Here is a 14,227-nt window from a genome sequence, read left to right as displayed (position 1 = left end):
TCTACATCACCAGGTAGCCCTGTAATCGCTCACCGGGGAGGCCGGCTTCCTTGCCCCGGGCGAGGGCGCGAAGGTTCGCGACCTCGTACTTCTTCTCCTCCAGGTAGACGATGACGGGCAGGACCGAGAACGGGTACCGTTTCGACATCCGCTCCATCTGGTCCAGCTGGACCCGGGTCAGCGCAACCTCGACCTCATGGAGGGCAGTCTTGCCCCGGATAGCCTCGAGCGTGTTTAAGAGCGGGGTCGACCTCACCTGCCTCTTTAAGGCGTCGATGAACTCGTCCCGGTCCTCAAGCCCCGAGAGCCGCTGCAGTTCTTCCACCGAGAACGAGCCGCCGGGGATCATCAGTTCCCGCACGTCCTCGCGGACGTGCCCGGCCCGGAGGCGGAAGAGGTTCTGGATGTTCCGGGTATCGATCTCGAGCTTGATGTACTTCAGGAATATACTCCCGCCCTTGATGCCTCCCGTGGCGTCGGCGATGAGTCGTGCGTAGTAGCCCTTATAGAGTTCATTCTCCAGGTGAGCAAACGACCCGGTCTCCATCGCGCGAGGGAGTTCCTTCTCGAGGGTAGGATAGAACCGCTCGCCCTTGAGCGCCTCGACGACCCGTTCCGGTGATTCTTCGGCGAGAAGACGGTCGAGAGCGACCTTGTCCAGCCTGCCGGCCGGTATCAGGACTTCCTTGAGCTTGCCGGGCTGCACCCCCTGCATCTTACCGCGCAGGATGGTGACGACGTTCTGAATATCCCACCTGCGCAGGTAGCTGGCGGTGAAATATTTCAGTTCCCCGGGCACGAGCTCCAGGATGTTCTGATACTCCTTGGCGAGATTCCAGCTCAAGGCCACCTCGACGAGGTTGATACCGGAGAAGGAGGTGCCGAGTTCATCGATCTCGGACCGGTAGGTGGTCTCGCCGATGAACCGGGTGATCTCAGGCAGGCTCATATTCAGCATCCGGAGATAATCTTCGCGCGGTATCAGCAGTGATCGCCGTACCCGCATGCGGGTGCAGGCGTAGATGTAGTTGGTTGCCAATCCGCTACTTATCCCTGCCATGTATGAACCTCCTCACGCAAACAGGATATCTGACGCATCCTTCAGGGCGGATTCCCAGACTTCGCTCAGGAACGTGCCGTAGCTGTAGTCGAGCTGCAGATCGCCGTCGTCGCTCTCGACGATGATGCCGCCGGGAATGTCAACCGGGTCGCCCACGGTGTAGCCCGAGAGGGACTTCGTCGCGCCGAGGATCTTCTCGACAACAGGGATATCCCGCTCGTTTGCATGCACGACACCCTTCTTGATCTCCTTTGCCGCTCTCTTCAACAGGTCTGTGAGCGCCTTCTCGTGGAACTCAGCAGGCAGATCACCGACAGCGGCGAGCGAGGCCGAATAGACCTGATCAAGGAGCGTCTTCTGGGCGTTTAAGACCTGCCGCTTGACGACGAGGTTCGCGGCGGAGACTTCCTGGTTGGTGATGTGGGTGGCCGCCCGGTCCGCCTCCTCTTCAGCCGAGAGTTTAATCTCGGCGGCGCGGGCCTGTGCGTCCTTCAGGATCTCTTCGACTTCGGCCCGGGTCTCCGCCCGGACCGCCTCGACCTCTTTTCGCCCTTTCTCCCGGATCTCGTTGACGACTGCTTCGAGTCCCATGGTTCACTCCATCAGAACAGAAGCAGCAGTGCAACCACAAGACCGAAGATGACAATGGTTTCGGGAATAACTGTAAGGAGCAGCACCAGACCGAATACGTCACGGTTCTCTGCCGTCGCTCCGACGGCTGCAGAACCGATCGCCATCTCTGCGATACCGGCGCCGATGCCGGTCAGACCGACCGCAAGACCTGCGCCGAGTGCCCTCATTCCCAACTGCGATGCCTGTACCATTTCAAGAGTCAGTTCTGCTGTGCCAAAATCTACCATTTTTTTATTCCTCCGTAAACTTGGATTTCATACCGAATGGGTTGTACTTCTTTCCTCCACCTTTGTAGAACTTGGTGAAGAATTCAACATAGTGAAGACGAATTGAGTGCAGACCGCCGCCGAGGAGGCCGAGTGCCGTGTTCAGCACGTGACCCACCAGGAAGACGAAAATGCCGACGATGATGAAGATCACGCCGAGCGGAGTGATCGCTTCGAGCTGGGGCTCTATCATCATGCCGATCGCGATGAAGTTGATCACCATAGCGATGGCGACCGACGATAAGCCCACCGCCACAAGACGGGCGTAGGACAATACGTGACTGATGATCGTCGGAAGTTCGACGATCTCGAGCGGGTTCTCCTGCGCGATCCCGAGGACGCCTGCCACCAGGAGGACGACACCGACCGCGATGGCGACAGGGAAACCTGTCAGGTCGGGCATCATCGGGATGGCATAGAACGACCAGATCAGGATGAGGATACCCCACATCGTTCCAAGCCAGCCGGCATTGGCGATTACCGCCTTTGTCGCGTGCTTTCCGTGGTGGAATTTCCGGGCATTGATCATGCCGAGGATGCGCCCGAGCGTGATGTGCAGGACACCGATCCAGATCGAGATGATCATGAGCTCGGCTACCTGCGGGCCGTGACCGTGCACTTCCCCTCCGATGTTGAGGTGTCGGGAGAAGAGCACTGCATTCCACGGGAGCGCGAACCCGAAGAATTCGCTGTAGAGTATGCCAAAGACAATACTTGAGATGCTTGCGTAACCGAGCACCCGAAGGAGCATCCTTCCTTCGTCGCCTTTCAGGAACTTCCGCAGCCCTAGGCTCAGGAAGAGCAGGACTGCTCCGTAGCCCACATCGCCGAGGATCAGCCCGAAGAAGATGGGAAACACGATGGCTACCATCAGCGTCGGGTCGAGCTCGGAGTACCGGGGCCGTGCGTAGATATCCATGAGCACCTGGGTCGGTGAGGCGAACGACGGGTTCTCGTACTCCACCGGGACTTTGGTATCGTCGTCGATCTCCAGTTCCTCGATGTAGATCCGGCCGTTTGTCGCACTCTCCAGCGCCTGGCGGATCCTGTCCGCCCGGTCGCCAGGCACCCACCCTTCGGTGATGAAGGTCTCCTCTGTGGTAGCAAACCGCAATGGGGCTTCCGCCCGTTCTACGTCAGCCGTGAGTAGTTCATCACATGCTACCAGGAAATCGGTATGCCTGTCGCGGATTCCCGCGATCTTTGCGTTGACCTCGACAATTTCGTTCCCGATCCGCCGGGCCTCTTCGGCGTGAGCCTTCATGAGGTCGGCCGGAGCCCCGGTCTCCTCCGGGACGGGGATCGCCTGGAATCCGGCGTCGAGAAGAGTCCGCTCGACCTGCTCACGGTGCTCTGTCTGCGCCACGACGACGATCATGTTGCCGGGCACTTTGTCGGAAAAATACTTCTCATGGGGGACGTCGATAGCGACGTCGTGCGTGATGTGCCCGGTAAAGACGGCAAACCGTGTATACCCGCGGTACAGTTCCAGATCCAGAGGCACCGCGGCAAACGGTTCAAGTTCCCGCGCGCGCTGTTCGTGCTCTTTCTGACGCGCCTCCAGTCTCGAGCGCGAACCGATGAGATCTTCCGCCTCCTTCTGGATAGCGGGTAGATCCGTCCGGATCATCTCCCTGACCTTCGATGCGGGGAGCTTCGCCCTGATTTCTACGCTGTCGGGGTCTATCCCGCACGCATTTTCAATTGCCCTGACCTTGATGAGCGCCGAAGCCGCATCGCTCGCCCCGGAGAGCGGGTGACCGATCGATAACGCTTCAGGAGACTCGCTCTCCGCCACGAAGTCTTCGATGTGATAGACGTGGTGGCGGTAGAGTTCCCTGATGATGGTATCGATCTCGCCCTTCGGGGCCGCGATGAGCAGCCGGCGCATCTGTTCAGGCCTTAACATGCAGCTGCTCCTTAAACCGTGTAACAATAAAGTCTACAGCTTCTGCAAGGTTCTTGTTGCCCGTTGCTTTCAGCGCCTCTGCGCGCGCTTCACCCTCCCTGACAATCTCTGCATATCTGTTCTGCGCCTGGGCCCGTGCCTCCGCTAGGCGCTGATTCCTGTGTTCTCCGGCATCTTTCTGTGCCTTCAGGACCAGGTTTTCAGCCTCCAGTTCGGCATCCGAGAGGCTCTTCTTCCTCTCAGCCTGCGCATCACGGATCATCGCCTGATACTCTTCTTCAGTTTCCCTGATGCTTTTCAGGACATCGGTCTTCATCAAACCCTCCTTCTCACGGCGTATGAATATTTGATGAAATTGAGCATATATTTATTGTTGTTTGTCCGCTGAGGATTTTTCCGCATCCAGATGCTTCACTTCCACCCCGGGTGGGAGGTTTCTTATCGTAACACCCCCGGGAACCCCGGCAAGCGAGAGCCCGGAGAACTCCGCCGATGAGCAGAGCAGGTGCTGCTCGGGATGGGTTCCCCGGCGGATATCGCAGGCGAGGAGGATCTCCGGGGCGACCGAGACGACCATCGATAGCCGCTTCGACCCGGGATGGTCTTTAGGAAGGACGACGAGCGGGATGTGGTATCGCCGGACCAGCTCGAGCATCATGCGTGCCTGCTCAAGGGGACCGCCTTCGGGCATGGAGACGGCGATCAGGTCGTCGGGGTCGACCGTGAGGCAGTACTCGTCGTCGGGGGTCTCGATGCAGAGCGTAAACAGGGAACCGGCTTTCGCGACCAGCAGAAAAGAACGCTCTCCCCGGACGAGGAGGAGCTCGCTGCCGAGAGGAACGGTCGTCACGTCCGGCCCGGCAGAGGAGACTCCGGAAGCACCGCCTTCAGACTTCTTCGACATCTTCCGACTGGCAGCTCGGGCACATGGGTCGCTTTCCAACGCCCTTGAACTTTTCGCCGCACTCTTTGCAGCGGTAATTCGTGCCCTTCACCCGCTCATTGAACTCGATATCGACAGGTCCACCGACTGTACACATCTGGCATCACCAGGAGAGAGAAGGAAGGCAGAGGATAAAACCCTATCGCGGCACTCCCGGGAGAGCCGATTTCGTGACTCAAAACAGGATCAACTCCGTGCACCGCCGCGCTCGAAACCCTACGGGTTTCTCGAGCTCCGCTTCTTCGAAGTGTCGCTCCGGACAGATGCCCTCTTCTTCTGTGTCATCTGCCACCGCTTGAGAACGAACGCCGCGACGACGAGGGCGAAGAGCGTATTGAAGAGCACCCATATGATCGGGTTCTCAAAATCGTCTCCGATCAGATTTCCGTGCACGATAGCAAAGAGGAGCGCGACGTACATCAGGCCGTGCACCCATCGCCAGTATTTCGGGATGTACTTCCGGAGCAGGATCCCGGCAAACGCGATGTAGATGAGATAGAGTGCGGGCCGGCCTGCGAGTGCCCAGAACCTCCCCCAGGGGGAGAAGACAGGAATAAACACGGCAGGGTTCATCGCCCCTATGGCGAGGGCCACCGGGTGCATTGTCGGAAGGAGAAGCCCGACGGCGGCGAAGGTGTGGTGCACCGCGAGAAACGGCCTGCCGAAGACCTTCATGATCTCCCGGAGGAACGGTGTCAGGATGGCTGCGATGGCGAGGGCAAGAAAACCCCACAGAGCGGTGAGGCGCGCTATAACATGGATCGGATCTCCATAGGGCGCGGTCAGCACCACTGCGGCGACAAGCGCATACAGGGCCAGGACGACGGCTGCAAAAACCGCACCCGCCCGGGGCAGAGTCACGGTTCCAGAGAACTCGCGGCAGGGGATAAGGGTTTCGCCCGGATGCTTCATGGGAGCGGGCCGGCCGGGTCCGGGGGACATCCGGAGTTCGAGCACCTGAGAGGTGCAACATGCAAGCATTCGGAGCCTCAGACATTCGGAGGGATTGAATAACGGTGCACAGAGATAGACGCCGCTCTCTTTGGGTTTGTTTGACTGAATGGACTTGAGCGTCCTCAGATTGCACTCCGGGCACGGATTTCGAGGGGATATCGCCACGCACTGCCCCCGCCCCGAGGTGTGGGGTGCGACGGGCCGTAGGGCCGGAGCATGAGCACCGCAGGTGCGGGTGAGGAGGCCGAAGGCCGGGCGGGGTGGGGGTTACATGTTTCCTTATGGGATGGAGACAGGGGAGGGGGGATGCTCCCCCCTCCCCGTCAGCCCCTCCCCCCGTGGCGATATTCCCACGGTCCACTGTACGGGGCTTTCCAACGCTTCGGTTTTGCCTTAACTATGGTGGACAAACGAAACTTTCCGACTGTCGAGAAATAGACCTAAAGTCAAATCCCGGCCGACGGGGCGGCCGGGAATCTTCTGGAACCACCCCTCAGAGTGGAATCCCCACAAGGTGGAGCAGAACCAGGACCAGGGCGCCGGGCAGTCCTCCGAGGGCGCAGATGAGGATCGTCACCAGGTTGATCTGGATGTCGGGGGCGCCGAACCACGCGAGGACGTTGAAGTAATTCAGGAGCCAGAGCGTGATGAGTCCGGCGATGGCGTTGATGACGAGCGTCATGGCCTTCTTCATAAGGTAGTAGAGCGCCGCGGCTATCGCGACCGCGAGAAGGATGGCAAGGATCTCTTCCATCATTTATTTACCAATGATCTGCTGGTTATTTAACCGTATTGATGGAATCGTCAGCCGTCCGACGCGTCTTGTGTCTTTTCCGAGTCCCCCGATCTCCCGGAGCATCTCAAAGACGTTCCCGGAGAGCATCGCCGTCCGGATGGGCTCGACGAGGTCCCCGCCCTCCATCCAGAAGGGGTTTGAGATCTCCACCGAGAAGTCGCCGGAGAACGGGTTCGCGGTATGGGCGCCCACGACGTCGTGGATCCAGACCGCCCGCTCGTCGCCGGGCTCCTTCATTCTCGGCCCGTCGACGAAGAGGTTGTGAAACCCGATCCCGGGACCTTCGCCCCCGGACCGGACGGCGCTTCCCGTGCTCCCCTCGCCGTAGCGGTAGCCGGTCTTGAGGTCGTAGGCGAACTGCCGGAGCACCCCCTGCTCCACGAAGACCAGGCGGCGGGTGGGGACGCCTTCCGCGTCCCAGGTGGTGCTCCCGAGACCGGGAGCAAACGGGTCGTCGTAGATACTGAGGCACTCATCAAAGACCTGCTCGCCGAGTTTGTCCGCAAGGAACGACCGGCCGGCTTTCACGTTCCGCCCGGATATGGCCGGGAGGACAACCTGGCCGAGGATACTTCCCGCCGCAACCGGGGAGAGGACGACATCGTAACGTCCGGTCTCGATATCGCGCCCCGATAGAGAGCGTGCGGCAAGCGAGGCCGCCTGCTCCCCGACCGACCGGGCGTCGATATCGGCACGGAACGGGGAGGCATCGAACTCGTAGCCTGTGGACTGCTCCCGGATCGCTTCGAGGGATACCGCCGCCACCGTCCGGTCCATGCCGTAGAGGACGCCGCTCGTGTTCGCGACCATGAGGTACGACCGGGCGAGGTTCGCGCCGCCGCCGACGACCTCCACCGGGTGCTCTGCTGCACCGGAAAGAAGGTCGCCGACCATCCTCGCCGCATCCTCCACCGCGACGATCAGGTCGCCGTCCGATGAGGACGCGGTGCTCGTCAGACCGGCCGGTCTCGGGAACCCGCCCCACTGCTGCGGGGTGGCAAGCCCACCGCTCGCGAGCGCCGCATCCAGGCATTCCTTCCACCGGTCGGGGTCACCGGTGCTCGAGAACCCTATCCGCCCGTCTTTGACGGTCCGGACGGCCATGCCCCAGGCCTCCGACTCCTCGGCGGTGCCGAGGATCCCCTTCTTGATCTCGGTACTGACGCTCTCTCCCCGGGCGTAGAAGACCTCGACCTCGTCGGCCCGGCGCTCGCCCTCCCGGAGGACCCTCTCGATAAGGTCTTCGCCGTTCATTCCCCGCGCCCCCCGATGGTTGCACTCTCAAGCAGGAGGTGCGGCGCGCCGTCGCTGACCGGCACGCTCTGCCCGCCTTTGCCGCAGTACCCCGGGCTCATCTTCCGGTCGTTTCCTATCAAAGCGATGTTGTGGAGCGTCGAGAGGATCTCGCCCGAGAGCGAGACGTCCCTGACCATGTCGGTCGTCTCGCCGCCCTCGACCAGGTAACCGTACTCCGCGTTGAACTGGAAGACACCCCGGCCGGGGTCGACCTGGCCGCCCCGCGACCCGATCAGCAGGATGCCGTCCCTGCACTCGGAAAGGATCTCGTCGTATGCCGCGTCGCCGTTCTCGATGAAGGTGTTGCTCATCCGGACGATGGGCGGGGCCCCGTGCTCCGAGCGGGCGTGGCCGGGAATTCCGTTCCCGACCGCCGCGAGGGTCTCCCGGTTGTGGAGGTAGGAGGCAAGGATGCCGTCGCGGATGATCTCGGTCCGCCGTACCGCCACGCCCTCGGCGTCCACGGGGATGAATCCGAACTCGTGGAGGGAGGGATCGTCGACGATGACGAGCCCGGCACAGCCGATCCGCTCGCCGATCCTCCCTCCGAGCACCGATGCGCCTTCGCGGACGAGGTCGCCCTCGCTCGCGTGACCGACCGCCTCGTGGGTGAAGACACCGGCGAGCTCCGGGTCGAGCACGGCCCGTCGTGTCCCGCCTTTCGCGAGTTTTGCATCGAGCAGGGAGACCGCGACCCTGCCCGCCTTCTGCCCGAGGTCCTGCTTGTCCCGGAGGTTGAACCCGGTGATGATGTGGTCGCGTTCGCTTCCCATCTGCATCACCCCGTTTCTGGACGCAATCGCGAGGACCGAGAACCCGGACCGGACCGCCTCGTAGGAATACTCGTTCCCGCTCGAGTCTAAAAACCGGACCGAGTCGATACCTTCGGTGTAGCGGGCCCGGGTGTTTACCACTCCGGAAACCCGTGCCGCCCCTTCGATCCCGGCAAGCAGCCGGGTCTTCTCCTCGAGGTCGACGTCCCGCGGATCCTCCTCAAGAGAGGGGGCCGGGAGAGAGCCGCGCGGCGCATCGGCGAGGTCAAGGCGATCCTCCGTGACCGCAGCGAGGCGCGCTGCCGACTCTACGAGGGAGTTCAACTCACGCTTCGAATCGATGTCGACATGGTCGCGGGTGAGGATGCCCCAGCCTTTCGCTCCGAGCACCCGGATCACGGCTTTGTCGAAAAACGAGGTGCCTGCGGACTCGATCACCCCGTTGTCGATATCGACCTGGGTGATCTCGCCCCGTACGCACCTGATGTCGTAGTATCTCACTTCAGCCATAGGGCATCAGACCGGAGAACGCCCGAGACTCGGATCGAAGATGCCGGTCGGATTGACCGCCATCTTCCGGAGCTTCGAGAGGAATCCTTCGCGGTTCTCGGGCACGAGCGCGTTCTGGAGGACCTCCTTGATGTGGTCGACCGGCAAAATCTCGACCATCTCGCGGTAGCGGTCCTCGATGAGGACGTCGTCTAAGTTCGACCGCGGTATGATTACCGTCTTGATCCCGGCCTTCGCGGCCGCCTCGATCTTGTAGGTGACCCCGCCGATGGGAAGAACGTCGCCCCGGACCGAGAGCGACCCGGTCATTGCGACGTCCTGGCGCACCGGGATGTTCTCGATGGCGCTGATCACCGCCGTCGCCACGGTCACGGAGGCGGAGTCGCCCTCGACACCGCCGTAGGTGCCGATGAACTGGACGTGGATGTCCATCTCCCGGACATCCTTGCCCGTGAACTTCTTGATGAAGGCGCTGACGTTCATGATCGATTCCTTGGCGATATCCTGGAGCATACCGGTCGCAACGACCGTGCCGTCCTCCCCCTGGCGCGGCGTCCACTCGGCCATGACGGGAAGCACCGAACCGGAGTCGCTCCCCATCACCGCAAGCCCGTTCACCCGGCCGACCTTGGTGCCTTCCACGACGGCGAGGTCGTAGTCGCGGCTCCGCCGGATGTATTCATCGGAGATCTGGTCCTCGATCGAGCGGGAGGCCGACTTCGCGGCGAGGACATGCTTTACCGAGGTGAACTCCGTGCCCTCCTGCCGGGCGAGGTCCCCCGCCACCCGGATGAGCCCGCCCATATCACGGAGTTTTAAGGTCAGGTGACCCTTCCGGTTCGAGCGGCGCCGGGCTTCGCGGAGCACCTCGATCATGGCGCTGCGATCGAAATGGGGAATCTTCCCGTCGTTCTTGACCTCCTGGGCGATGAACCGGAGGAACTTCTTCCGGTTCTCCGGGGTGTCCTCCATCGTCTCCCGCATGTAGACCTCGTAGCCGTAGCCCCGGATACGCGACCGGAGTGCCGGGTGCATCCCCTGGATGGCGTCGATATTGCCTGCCGCGATCATCACGAACCGGCAGGGGACCGGCTCGGTCCGGACCATCGCACCGCTCGAGCGCTCACTCTGGCCGGTGATCGGGAAGGTGCCCTCCTGGAGCGCGGTCAGCAGGTTCTGCTGGGAGTGCGGGGTGAGGGTGTTGATCTCGTCGATGAAGAGCACGCCCCCGTGCGCCCGATGAATGGCCCCTCCCTCGACGCGGTCGTGGGAAGGGGTCTCGAGGCCGCCGCTCTGGAAGGGGTCGTGCCGGACGTCGCCGAGCAGGGCGCCTGCGTGCGAGCCGGTGGCGTCGATGAAGGGCGCGGGGGTGCTCGGATCGTGAGAGATCAGGAGTTTCGGGACCATCGTCTCCTCGCGGGGCGTCGAGTACTTCAGCGCCATGAAGATGAACGCGGCGGCGATGATGCCCATGAGCCACTGGTAGGTGATGATCGCGTAACCGATGATACCGATGATGAGGAGCATGATGAGGGTGCTCCGCATCTGGATCTTCTTTCTCGCCTCCACCTTGTGGGCGGTGACGATCTGTTTGCCGCGGCTCGCCGGCACGGTCCTGATGATGGGGTTGTTGTTATCCTCGGGATTCGGATAGACCAGAATGTCCTGCAGTTCTTCTTTCGGGAGGAGCTCGGCCATAGCCTTCGCCAGCATCGATTTGCCGGTTCCGGGGGTGCCGATCATCATTACGTGCCTGCGCTGGACCGCAGCCTTCCGGATCACCTCGACGGCGTGTTCCTGGCCGATGACCTGATCGATGAGACTCGGGGGTACGTCGATATCTGACGATGCGCTCAGCTCAAGACCGGAAAAGACATCCGTCTCTGCCAGCTCGTCGTTCGTGAGCTCGATATTGGGGATTTCTGCTGGAGTCGTTGAATCCATCGTCGAGTTTACCTCTTTGCTGCACTGATACTTATATAATTTATTCATCCTCGTTCAAATACTTTCTAGCAAAGGTGTCCTATGAGAATAATCAGCACGGAACGGTCCCAGGTCCTGGCAGCCCGCATCGCCGAAAAGTTGGGAATACCGCTGGTCGAGACGAAATTCACCCGGTTTCCCGACGGAGAGATGTACCTCCGGTGCGGAGAACTGGACGACGAGACCCTGGTCGTCAGCAGCATCGTGGATAACGATATGTTCGTGCAGACCCTCCTCGCGATCGATGCCGCCGACCAATCCCGGATCACGCTGGTGGTCCCGTATCTCGGCTACTCGCGGCAGGACAAGCGCTTCTTTCCGGGCGAGCCGATAAGCGCCCGGGCGATCGCACGAGCCCTCTCGACCGGCATCGAGCGGGTCTTCGTCATCAACATCCACGACACGAGCGTACTGGATCATTTCGGCGTCCCGGCAAAGAATGTCACCATTGCCCCGGCCATCGGGGGGTACATCGGCGACCTGCGCCTGAAGAATCCCCTGATTCTCGCTCCGGACGAAGGGGCGAACAATTTTGCGACCGACGTTGCGGCGGTCGGCGGGTGGGACTGCGACCACCTCGAAAAGACCCGGCTCTCGGGTGAAGAGGTCCGGATCGCCCCAAAGACCATCGACGCCGCCGGGCGGGAGGTCGTGATCGTGGACGACATCATATCCACCGGCGGGACCCTCGCGACCGCTGCCTGCATGCTCCGGGAACAGGGAGCCGCATCCATTCACGCGGCCTGCGTTCACGGGGTGCTCTCGAGCGGCGCCTATACGCGCCTGCGGGCAGCGGGGATCTCCTCGGTCGTCTCCAGCGATACCTACGAGAACGCCTCAAGCTTCATATCGGCCGCGAGCGCCATCGTCACCGCGATCAGGGAAGATGCTCATCGTTGACGGAACCCATCTGGAGGGAGGGGGGCAGATCCTTCGCCTGGCGGTCGCTCTATCGGCGATCTCTACGACTCCGGTCACCGTCACCCGGATCCGGCAGAACCGGCCAAATCCCGGGCTCGCACCCCAGCACATCGCCGCGGTCAGGGCGGTCGCCGGGGCCTGCGAAGCCGAATGCACGGGTCTCCATCCCGGGAGCGGCGAGATCGTCTTCGCTCCCGGCCGGCTCCGGCAGGCCGATCTCCAGATAGATCCCGGAACCGCCGGGAGCATCCCCCTCATTCTGCAGGCGTGGCTCCCGGTCGCCCTCCACGCCGGCGGGAGCATCACCGTCACGGGCGGGACCGAGGTGGCGTGGAGCCCGACGATCGATTACGTAGACTGCGTCCTCGCACCGGTGCTCCGCCGTGCCGGGGCCTCGATCGAGATCACGGTGCTCGAGCGGGGTTACTATCCCCGGGGAGGCGGCCGGGTGCACGTCCGGGTAGAGCCGGCCAGGCCCGGCCCGATCGCGATCCCGGAGGAGGAAGACGGGGGGTGCGGGCTTGTCTCCTGTTCGGCGGACCTCCCCGGGCACGTCGTCGAGCGCCAGGCGGCCGCTGCCCGGGACCTCATCGGGAGCGACCTCGGTCTCACCTGCGCCGCGGCACTCGACCCCCGGGGGGGCGGGACGAGCACCGGGAGTTCCATCACGGTATGGAGCGGGGCGAAGGGCGCCGTCGCTCTCGGGAAGAGGGGGCTTCCCGCCGAAGAGGTGGGCCGGACGGCCGCACGGGCCCTGATCGAAGAGTGCCGCAGCCCAGGTGAGACCGATGTCCACCTCGCCGACCAGCTCCTCGTCTACCTCGCCTGCTACGGCGGGGAGTACAGCACCCACACCCTCTCGATGCACGCGAAGACCGCCTGCTGGCTCCTCGCGGAGTTCGGGTACCGGGTTCGGTGCCGGGAGAATGATATCGTGGAGTTCTCGGCATGACGCTGGTCCTCGACGCTTCGGTCTTCTTCTCGGAGATGCCCATAGAGGGGGCTGCATGGACCACCCCCTCGGTTGTCGGGGAACTCGGCGACCTCCACGCGAAGTGCCGCTTTACGGCGCTCGCGGCCACGGGACTCCGGGTCCGGGAGCCACGCGAGGAGGACCTCATACGGGTCGACGCGGCCGCACTCCGGACAGGGGATGCCGGGGTGCTCTCCGGGACCGACCGGGATATCCTCGCGCTCGCGCTGGAACTATCGGCCGTCCTCGTCACCGACGACTTTGCGGTCCAGAACGTCGCGCACCGCCTCGAAATCGAGACCCGGAGCATCCGGCAGCGGCCCGCCCGGGCTATTAAGTGGCGCTACCGGTGCAGCGGGTGCGGCCGGTACTGGCGGGAGCCGGGGGATTGTCCGGTCTGCGGCGCAGCAATCAAAAGAAAACTTAAATAGATTCCTTGGAGATCTCTTCTCCATGTCCGCCCTTGAAGAGTTGATCACGAAGGCAAAGGCGCTCCAGGCAGAAGGGCACACGCCCGGCCAGATCTCCGATGAGCTGGGCCTCTCGATGGAGACAGTCACCTGGCTGCTCACCCAGCAAAAGGGCATGGAGGCCCCGAAAGATGTTCACATCGACTGGACGGCGATAGGGAGCCATGGGGTCCTCCTCGGCGACATGGCGATGATGATGCTCAAGCGCTTCCTCTACCTGGCTGAGGAAGAGGCCGTGTATCCCGCTGGAGAAGTCCCCGACACGGTCGTCGGCATCGCGCTGTCGGGAGTCCCGCTCGCCACTCTCATCGCCGCGGAGGAGGGGCTGAAACTCGCGGTTTACCTCCCGGCGAAACACAGCCGGAGCGAGGCCCCTACCGGATCCCTCTCGGGCACCTTCTCCACGATTGCCGGGGAGCGCTGCATCATCATCGACGACGTCGTCACGACCGGGACGACGCTTGCCGAGGCGATAGCGTTCCTCCGGCGGCACGGAGCCGTGCCGATGGCGGTCTGGTCGCTCTTCGACAAGCAGGGCGTCCGGGAGATCGACGGCGTCCCGGTCCACTCGCTCTTCGCGATATCGAGGCTCGGGTGAAGAACCCGAACACGCTTTTTTGAGAGGGCCGGAACAGGGCGGTGCATCTGCCGGGGTACCAGGCGCGTACCGTCGGCTGACAGGCGATCCACCCCCGCCGAACGGCGGGTGCGCCCGGGGGAGGACGGGACCTATCGATCAG

16 protein-coding genes are annotated in these 14,227 nt (G+C 62.6%); 4 read left to right on the top strand and 12 right to left on the bottom strand.

Annotation, left to right across the window (positions count from 1 at the left end; genetic code table 11):
- Nucleotide 1 precedes the first annotated feature (1 nt).
- The 12 genes from DIC75_RS03025 to lonB form a co-directional block, all read right to left on the bottom strand.
- Nucleotides 2–1,060 (bottom strand): V-type ATP synthase subunit C, encoded by a 1,059-nt coding sequence (locus DIC75_RS03025; protein WP_250986529.1) that lies wholly within the window; start codon nt 1,058–1,060, stop codon nt 2–4.
- Between the two features lie 12 nt (nt 1,061–1,072).
- Complete coding sequence (locus tag DIC75_RS03020; protein WP_250986528.1) at nt 1,073–1,651, bottom strand: V-type ATP synthase subunit E family protein; 579 nt, start codon at nt 1,649–1,651, stop codon at nt 1,073–1,075.
- An 11-nt stretch (nt 1,652–1,662) separates the two neighbouring features.
- Nucleotides 1,663–1,920 (bottom strand): ATPase, encoded by a 258-nt coding sequence (locus tag DIC75_RS03015; protein WP_250986527.1) that lies wholly within the window; start codon nt 1,918–1,920, stop codon nt 1,663–1,665.
- Nucleotides 1,921–1,924: 4 nt separating this feature from the next.
- On the bottom strand, nt 1,925–3,868 hold the full coding sequence (locus DIC75_RS03010; RefSeq protein WP_250986526.1) for a V-type ATP synthase subunit I: 1,944 nt from the start codon (nt 3,866–3,868) through the stop codon (nt 1,925–1,927).
- Nucleotides 3,855–4,184 carry a V-type ATPase subunit subunit G family protein gene (locus tag DIC75_RS03005; protein WP_250986525.1) on the bottom strand — a complete coding sequence of 110 codons (330 nt, stop codon included), beginning with the start codon at nt 4,182–4,184 and terminating at the stop codon, nt 3,855–3,857. The genes DIC75_RS03010 and DIC75_RS03005 overlap by 14 nt, the downstream gene beginning before the upstream one ends.
- Nucleotides 4,185–4,235: 51 nt before the next feature.
- Nucleotides 4,236–4,772: an alpha/beta hydrolase gene (locus tag DIC75_RS03000; RefSeq protein WP_250986524.1), complete on the bottom strand. Its 537-nt coding sequence runs from the start codon at nt 4,770–4,772 to the stop codon at nt 4,236–4,238.
- Nucleotides 4,756–4,908, bottom strand: coding sequence for a hydrogenase maturation nickel metallochaperone HypA (locus tag DIC75_RS02995; protein WP_250986523.1), 153 nt, complete (start codon nt 4,906–4,908; stop codon nt 4,756–4,758). Before DIC75_RS02995 ends, DIC75_RS03000 begins: the two co-directional genes overlap by 17 nt.
- 119 nt (nt 4,909–5,027) lie before the next feature.
- Nucleotides 5,028–5,672, bottom strand: a complete 645-nt coding sequence (locus tag DIC75_RS02990) for a ferric reductase-like transmembrane domain-containing protein (RefSeq protein ID WP_250986522.1) — start codon at nt 5,670–5,672, stop codon at nt 5,028–5,030.
- 586 nt (nt 5,673–6,258) lie between these two features.
- The gene (locus DIC75_RS02985) at nt 6,259–6,522 is read right to left on the bottom strand and encodes a pro-sigmaK processing inhibitor BofA family protein (protein ID WP_250986521.1); all 264 of its coding nucleotides are present in this window, start codon (nt 6,520–6,522) and stop codon (nt 6,259–6,261) included.
- Nucleotides 6,523–7,815, bottom strand: a complete 1,293-nt coding sequence (locus tag DIC75_RS02980) for a TldD/PmbA family protein (protein WP_250986520.1) — start codon at nt 7,813–7,815, stop codon at nt 6,523–6,525. It lies immediately after the preceding gene.
- Nucleotides 7,812–9,140, bottom strand: a complete 1,329-nt coding sequence (locus tag DIC75_RS02975; RefSeq protein WP_250986519.1) for a TldD/PmbA family protein — start codon at nt 9,138–9,140, stop codon at nt 7,812–7,814. The genes DIC75_RS02980 and DIC75_RS02975 overlap by 4 nt, the downstream gene beginning before the upstream one ends.
- A 6-nt stretch (nt 9,141–9,146) precedes the next feature.
- Nucleotides 9,147–11,084, bottom strand: a complete 1,938-nt coding sequence (lonB, locus tag DIC75_RS02970) for an ATP-dependent protease LonB (RefSeq protein ID WP_250986518.1) — start codon at nt 11,082–11,084, stop codon at nt 9,147–9,149.
- 81 nt (nt 11,085–11,165) lie between these two features.
- On the opposite strand from lonB, the gene DIC75_RS02965 reads away from it, so the two are divergent.
- Genes DIC75_RS02965 through DIC75_RS02950 form a run of 4 tightly spaced genes read left to right on the top strand, consistent with a single transcriptional unit; the run spans nt 11,166 to nt 14,085 of the window.
- On the top strand, nt 11,166–12,023 hold the full coding sequence (locus DIC75_RS02965) for a ribose-phosphate diphosphokinase (protein ID WP_250986517.1): 858 nt from the start codon (nt 11,166–11,168) through the stop codon (nt 12,021–12,023).
- Complete coding sequence (gene rtcA / locus DIC75_RS02960) at nt 12,010–12,996, top strand: RNA 3'-terminal phosphate cyclase (protein WP_250986516.1); 987 nt, start codon at nt 12,010–12,012, stop codon at nt 12,994–12,996. The genes DIC75_RS02965 and rtcA overlap by 14 nt, the downstream gene beginning before the upstream one ends.
- A complete protein-coding gene (locus DIC75_RS02955; protein WP_250986515.1) occupies nt 12,993–13,448 on the top strand; it encodes an NOB1 family endonuclease in 456 nt (151 codons plus the stop codon). Before rtcA ends, DIC75_RS02955 begins: the two co-directional genes overlap by 4 nt.
- A gap of 22 nt (nt 13,449–13,470) precedes the next feature.
- Entirely contained in the window at nt 13,471–14,085 is a 615-nt protein-coding gene (locus DIC75_RS02950) for an orotate phosphoribosyltransferase-like protein (protein ID WP_250986514.1), read from the top strand.
- Nucleotides 14,086–14,227 lie beyond the last annotated feature (142 nt).

The organism is Methanoculleus oceani (assembly GCF_023702065.1).
In the GTDB taxonomy this organism is placed as follows: domain Archaea; phylum Halobacteriota; class Methanomicrobia; order Methanomicrobiales; family Methanoculleaceae; genus Methanoculleus; species Methanoculleus oceani.
This window is presented reverse-complemented; position numbering and strand designations above follow the sequence as displayed.

Coding starts and splice junctions, on each gene's coding strand:
- DIC75_RS03025 (WP_250986529.1), bottom strand. CDS start 1,060: ATGGCAGGGATAAGTAGCGGATTGGCAACCAACTACATCTACGCCTGC.
- DIC75_RS03020 (WP_250986528.1), bottom strand. CDS start 1,651: ATGGGACTCGAAGCAGTCGTCAACGAGATCCGGGAGAAAGGGCGAAAA.
- DIC75_RS03015 (WP_250986527.1), bottom strand. CDS start 1,920: ATGGTAGATTTTGGCACAGCAGAACTGACTCTTGAAATGGTACAGGCA.
- DIC75_RS03010 (WP_250986526.1), bottom strand. CDS start 3,868: ATGTTAAGGCCTGAACAGATGCGCCGGCTGCTCATCGCGGCCCCGAAG.
- DIC75_RS03005 (WP_250986525.1), bottom strand. CDS start 4,184: ATGAAGACCGATGTCCTGAAAAGCATCAGGGAAACTGAAGAAGAGTAT.
- DIC75_RS03000 (WP_250986524.1), bottom strand. CDS start 4,772: ATGTCGAAGAAGTCTGAAGGCGGTGCTTCCGGAGTCTCCTCTGCCGGG.
- DIC75_RS02995 (WP_250986523.1), bottom strand. CDS start 4,908: ATGTGTACAGTCGGTGGACCTGTCGATATCGAGTTCAATGAGCGGGTG.
- DIC75_RS02985 (WP_250986521.1), bottom strand. CDS start 6,522: ATGATGGAAGAGATCCTTGCCATCCTTCTCGCGGTCGCGATAGCCGCG.
- DIC75_RS02980 (WP_250986520.1), bottom strand. CDS start 7,815: ATGAACGGCGAAGACCTTATCGAGAGGGTCCTCCGGGAGGGCGAGCGC.
- DIC75_RS02975 (WP_250986519.1), bottom strand. CDS start 9,140: ATGGCTGAAGTGAGATACTACGACATCAGGTGCGTACGGGGCGAGATC.
- lonB (WP_250986518.1), bottom strand. CDS start 11,084: ATGGATTCAACGACTCCAGCAGAAATCCCCAATATCGAGCTCACGAAC.
- DIC75_RS02965 (WP_250986517.1), top strand. CDS start 11,166: ATGAGAATAATCAGCACGGAACGGTCCCAGGTCCTGGCAGCCCGCATC.
- rtcA (WP_250986516.1), top strand. CDS start 12,010: ATGCTCATCGTTGACGGAACCCATCTGGAGGGAGGGGGGCAGATCCTT.
- DIC75_RS02955 (WP_250986515.1), top strand. CDS start 12,993: ATGACGCTGGTCCTCGACGCTTCGGTCTTCTTCTCGGAGATGCCCATA.
- DIC75_RS02950 (WP_250986514.1), top strand. CDS start 13,471: ATGTCCGCCCTTGAAGAGTTGATCACGAAGGCAAAGGCGCTCCAGGCA.